The 4,562-nt window shown below is 67.8% G+C and carries 5 protein-coding genes; 4 read left to right on the top strand and 1 reads right to left on the bottom strand.

Features of this window, described 5'->3' with window-relative positions:
• The coding region (locus VKG81_RS19925) for a tyrosine-type recombinase/integrase (protein WP_324398450.1) at window positions 1-655 on the top strand (655 nt) is incomplete at its 5' end.
• Here the strand turns inward: VKG81_RS19925 and VKG81_RS19920 are convergent.
• Window positions 652-1,455 (bottom strand): polysaccharide deacetylase family protein, encoded by an 804-nt coding sequence (locus tag VKG81_RS19920; RefSeq protein ID WP_324398452.1) that lies wholly within the window; start codon window positions 1,453-1,455, stop codon window positions 652-654. The two genes, VKG81_RS19925 and VKG81_RS19920, sit on opposite strands and share 4 nt — an antisense overlap.
• 202 nt (window positions 1,456-1,657) lie before the next feature.
• Between VKG81_RS19920 and VKG81_RS19915 the strand changes: the two genes are divergently transcribed.
• From VKG81_RS19915 to VKG81_RS19905, 3 genes are all read left to right on the top strand, one after another.
• Entirely contained in the window at window positions 1,658-2,590 is a 933-nt protein-coding gene (locus tag VKG81_RS19915; protein ID WP_324398449.1) for an undecaprenyl-diphosphate phosphatase, read from the top strand.
• Window positions 2,591-2,700: 110 nt separating this feature from the next.
• Window positions 2,701-3,564: a ParA family protein gene (locus tag VKG81_RS19910; RefSeq protein WP_324398448.1), complete on the top strand. Its 864-nt coding sequence runs from the start codon at window positions 2,701-2,703 to the stop codon at window positions 3,562-3,564.
• Window positions 3,565-3,659: 95 nt separating this feature from the next.
• The gene (locus VKG81_RS19905; RefSeq protein ID WP_324398451.1) at window positions 3,660-4,424 is read left to right on the top strand and encodes a segregation/condensation protein A; all 765 of its coding nucleotides are present in this window, start codon (window positions 3,660-3,662) and stop codon (window positions 4,422-4,424) included.
• The last annotated feature ends 138 nt before the right edge of the window (window positions 4,425-4,562 follow it).

The following is a 4,562-nucleotide window of genomic DNA, read 5'->3' as shown; positions in this document are numbered from 1 at the left end:
CGCGGCCGAGGGATTGACCACCAGCGACGTCGCAAAGGCGGTCAAGCCGCCCACCCCGGGCCGGCGGCTACCCAAGAGCCTGACCGTCGACGAGGTGCTCGCACTGGTGACCGGCGCGGGCGGTGACGGCCCGGCGGACGGCCCGCTCACGTTGCGCAACCGCGCGCTGCTGGAGTTGCTGTACTCGACGGGCGCGCGGATCTCGGAAGCCGTGGGCCTCGACGTAGGCGACCTTGACACCGAGGCCCGCTCGGCGCTACTGGGCGGCCGGGGTGGCAAGCATCGCCTTGTCCCGGTCGGAGGACCGGCGATCGACGCGCTTGACGCCTACTACGTTCGCGGGCGGCCGGAACTGGCCAGGCGCGGCCCCGGCACCCCCGCGATCTTCCTCAACGCCCGCGGCGGCCGGCTGTCACGGCAAAGTGCTTGGCAGGTTCTGCAGGACGCAGCGGAGCGGGCCGGCATCACCGGCGCCGTCTCGCCGCACATGCTCCGACACTCATTCGCGACCCATCTGCTCGACGGCGGCGCCGACGTCCGCGTCGTGCAGGAACTGCTCGGACACGCCTCCGTGACCACTACACAGATCTACACGCTGGCCAACGTGCACGCCTTGCGGGAAGTCTGGGCAGGCGCGCACCCGCGCGCGCACTAGGCCCGATTCGCCGGGCGCAGGAACACGTCGTCGAGGGTGACCGTGCGAAGGTTACGGGAGCGGATGACCTCGACGAGCTGGTCGTAGACGTGGGTGACCGGCAAATGGTTGAGGTGACCGATCACGATGGTCTGCGGCGTGAAGTACTGGTTCGCCATCTTGACGATGAAATCCTCTTTCACCACAGTGGAATCCGCGAGCGAACCCGACCACATCGCCTTGACCGTGTAGCCGAGGTCGGCGGCCACCCGATCCACGGCAGGATTATGCCTACCGTAAGGCGGTCGTAGATACGGGGCCGCATCGATCCCGAAGGTCTTCTTCAAAAACGTGTCGTTGTGGGCGATTTCGTCTGCGATCCGGCGTAGTGACACGGTGGTCAGATCCGGGTGCGAGAAGGTGTGGTTGCCGAGCTGGATCTGCCTCGACTCCACCAGGGGACGCAGCACGGCGAGGTTGTCGACCCACGAGGCGTACGTCCCGTTGACGAAATACGTCAGCCGCACGCCGGTGTCCTTGGCGAATTGAGTGTAGAGGCGCACTACATCGCTGTTGGCACCGTCGTCGACGGTGAGCGCAAGCAGATCACCCTGACCCGGCAGGCGAGTCAGAACCCCGTTGCCGGGCAGGCGGATCCGGGTGCTAGTCGATGGCGGTGGCAGCACACCCGCCGAGGCCCGCACCTGCGCGGCCGGGCTCGGCGGCACCGCCGCCGGCGCGGCCGATGGCCGCAATGAGGTGTCGACATGCCAGCGAGCCAAACCCACCCCGGCCACCACGGCCGCAGCCAGGCTCGCCATGAACCGTCGGCGGTTGCGCTCCGACACAGAAGGGCACGGTAGCACCGCCACCTGGCAAACCGGCCCTGGAAAAGGCCGCGTCGGGGTGTCGGGTTCCGGGCCAGCGATCGCCGAACTCACCGACGGTGGTGTCAACTTGCTGTGAACGATAGGCGTCGGGCCGCCATCGACAATGTCCGCAATGCGATACGGTGACTCACCGATGAGTGCCCTCAGCTACAGCGAAGCGATCGTCGTCGGCGGATTCCAGGGCCTGACTGAGTTGTTTCCGGTGTCCAGCCTCGGGCATTCGGTGCTAATACCGGCGCTGGTCGGCGGCCGGTGGGCCCGCGATCTGAACGTGTCGGCGCCGGAGTCGTCATACCTCGCGTTCATTGTCGGGCTGCACGTCGCCACCGCCGCCGCGCTGCTGGTGTTCTTCTGGCGCGACTGGGCGCGGATCGTGGCGGGCGTGGTGACGTCCGTGCGCTATCGGCGTGTGGAGACACCCGCCGAGCGGCTGGCCTGGCTCATCATTCTGGCCACCATTCCCGTCGGTATCGCCGGTCTGGCGCTCGAGCATCTGTTCCGCACGACGCTGGGAAAGCCGATCCCCGCCGCGGCCTTTTTGATCGTCAACGGTGTGGTGCTCTACGCCGGCGAACGACTGCGCCGGCGCGCGCCGGCGCCGCCGGTCCTGACGCCCGCGGCCGACGGTCATGCCGGTGTCGAGCAGCGGCGCGGCCACGGACTCGATCCCAGCGATGAGCGGCTGTCCGGGTTGCCGATGGGCCAGGGCGTGCTGATCGGGTCGGCGCAAATCCTCGCATTGCTGCCCGGCATCAGCCGGTCGGGGATCACCATAGTGGCCGGGCTGCTGCGCGGGCTGTCGCACGAGGACGCCGCACGGTTCTCATTCCTGCTGGCCACGCCCGTCATCCTGGCCGCGGGAGCCCTGAAGGTTCCCGACTTGGCGGGTCCGCTGGGCGCCGGCATCCACGGTCAGGTGCTGGCCGGCAGCATCGCCTCCTTCGTCAGCGCCTATCTCGCCGTGCGCTACCTGACCCGCTACTTCAAGACCCGCACGTTGACGCCGTTCGCCATCTACTGCGTCCTCGCGGGCGCGGCCAGCCTGCTCGTGCTGGTGATGCGCTGATTCAAGCGGAACTCGTTCGGCGCGGTCCACCGTTTTCCGCCCACCCGCCCCGTTAAACTTGGTCGGATGTCCGCCACCACCGCGCACCCCCTGACCAGGGATGGTCGGGTGTGACCGACGACCCAGACCACTCAGGAATCGGCCTGACCGGACGGCCGCCGCGAAACATCCCCGAGCCGCGGCCGAAGACCAGCCACGGCCCGGCCAAGGTCATCGCGATGTGCAACCAGAAGGGCGGGGTCGGCAAGACCACATCGACGATCAACATGGGGGCGAGCCTGGCCGAGTACGGCCGACGGGTGCTGTTGGTGGACCTGGACCCGCAGGGGGCGCTGAGCGCCGGGCTCGGGGTGCCGCATTACGAACTGGAAGCAACGATTCACAACGTTCTGGTCGACGCACGGGTCTCGATCGACGACGTGATGGTGCACACCCGCGTGAAGAACCTCGACCTGGTGCCCAGCAACATCGATCTGTCGGCTGCCGAGATCCAGCTGGTCAACGAGGTGGGCCGCGAGCAGACATTGGCGCGGGCGCTTTATCCGGTGCTCGATCGGTACGACTACGTGCTGATCGACTGCCAGCCGTCGCTGGGCCTGCTGACGGTGAACGCGCTTGCTTGCGCGGACGGTGTGGTGATCCCGACGGAATGCGAGTACTTCTCGCTGCGGGGCCTGGCGCTGTTGACCGACACGGTCGACAAGGTGCACGACCGGCTCAACCCGAAACTGGGGATCACCGGCATCCTGATCACCCGGTTCGACACCAGGACCGTCAATGCCCGCGAGGTGATGGCACGCGTCGTGGAGCGGTTCGGCGATCTGGTGTTCGACACCGTCATCACCCGCACAGTGCGTTTCCCTGAGACCAGCGTCGCCGGCGAGCCGATCACGACTTGGGCGCCGAAGTCCGGCGGCGCGGAAGCTTATCGGTCGCTCGCGCGCGAGGTCATCGACCGCTTCAACGGCGCGTGACGGACGTCGGAGCCGCCGGGCCGGGCACATCCAACCTCGGAGCCGCGGGGCCGGCGACATCTCACGTCGGAGCCGCGGGCGGATTTCAGGTCCGGCTGACGAACTTCGAGGGGCCGTTCGACCTGCTGCTGCAGCTGATCTTCGCCCACCGGCTCGACGTGACCGAGGTAGCGCTGCATCAGGTCACCGACGAGTTCATCGCCTACACCAGGGCGATCGGCCCGCGGCTCGAGCTCGAGGAAACAACGGCGTTCCTGGTGGTTGCCGCGACACTCCTCGATCTGAAGGCCGCACGCCTGCTGCCCGCTGGGGAGGTTGAGGACGCCGAGGACCTCGCGCTGCTCGAGGTGCGTGACCTGCTGTTCGCGCGGCTGCTGCAATACCGCGCGTTCAAGCACGTCGCGGAGATGTTCGCCGAGTTGGAGGCTGCCGCACTGCGCAGCTATCCGCGCGCGGTGTCGCTGGAGGAGCGCTACGCCGATCTGTTGCCAGAGGTGATGCTCGGCGTGGACCCCGAGCGGTTCGCGCAGATCGCGGCGATCGCTTTCACGCCGCGGCCGGTGCCGACCGTGGCGACCGAGCATCTGCACGAGACGATGGTGTCGATCCAGGAGCAGGCGCACCGGCTGCTCGACCTGCTGGAGCGCCGCGGCGTCGGCGCATGGGCGACGTTCTCCGACCTCGTCGCCGACTGCGCCGAGCCGCTCGAGATCGTCGGGCGGTTCCTGGCGCTGCTCGAGCTGTACCGGGCCCGCGCGGTAGCATTCGAGCAGTCAGAACCACTTGGTGTGCTCCAGGTTTCGTGGACCGGAGACCGTCCAGCAGCCGACGACCTGGTAGAGGCGCAAGACCACTCATGAGCGAGGAAATCCCGGATCTCGACCTTGGCCTCGAGTTGGAACCGCAGACCCAGCTCGACGACGACGAGCTGACCGCGGTGCTCGAGGCGCTGTTGCTGGTGGTCGACACACCGGTGTCGGTGGCGACGCTGGCCACGG

Source organism: Mycobacterium sp., assembly GCF_035314905.1.
Classification (GTDB): Bacteria; Actinomycetota; Actinomycetes; order Mycobacteriales; family Mycobacteriaceae; genus Mycobacterium.
Note: the sequence above shows the minus strand (reverse complement) of the source record. Positions and strands in the feature narration are given on the sequence as shown.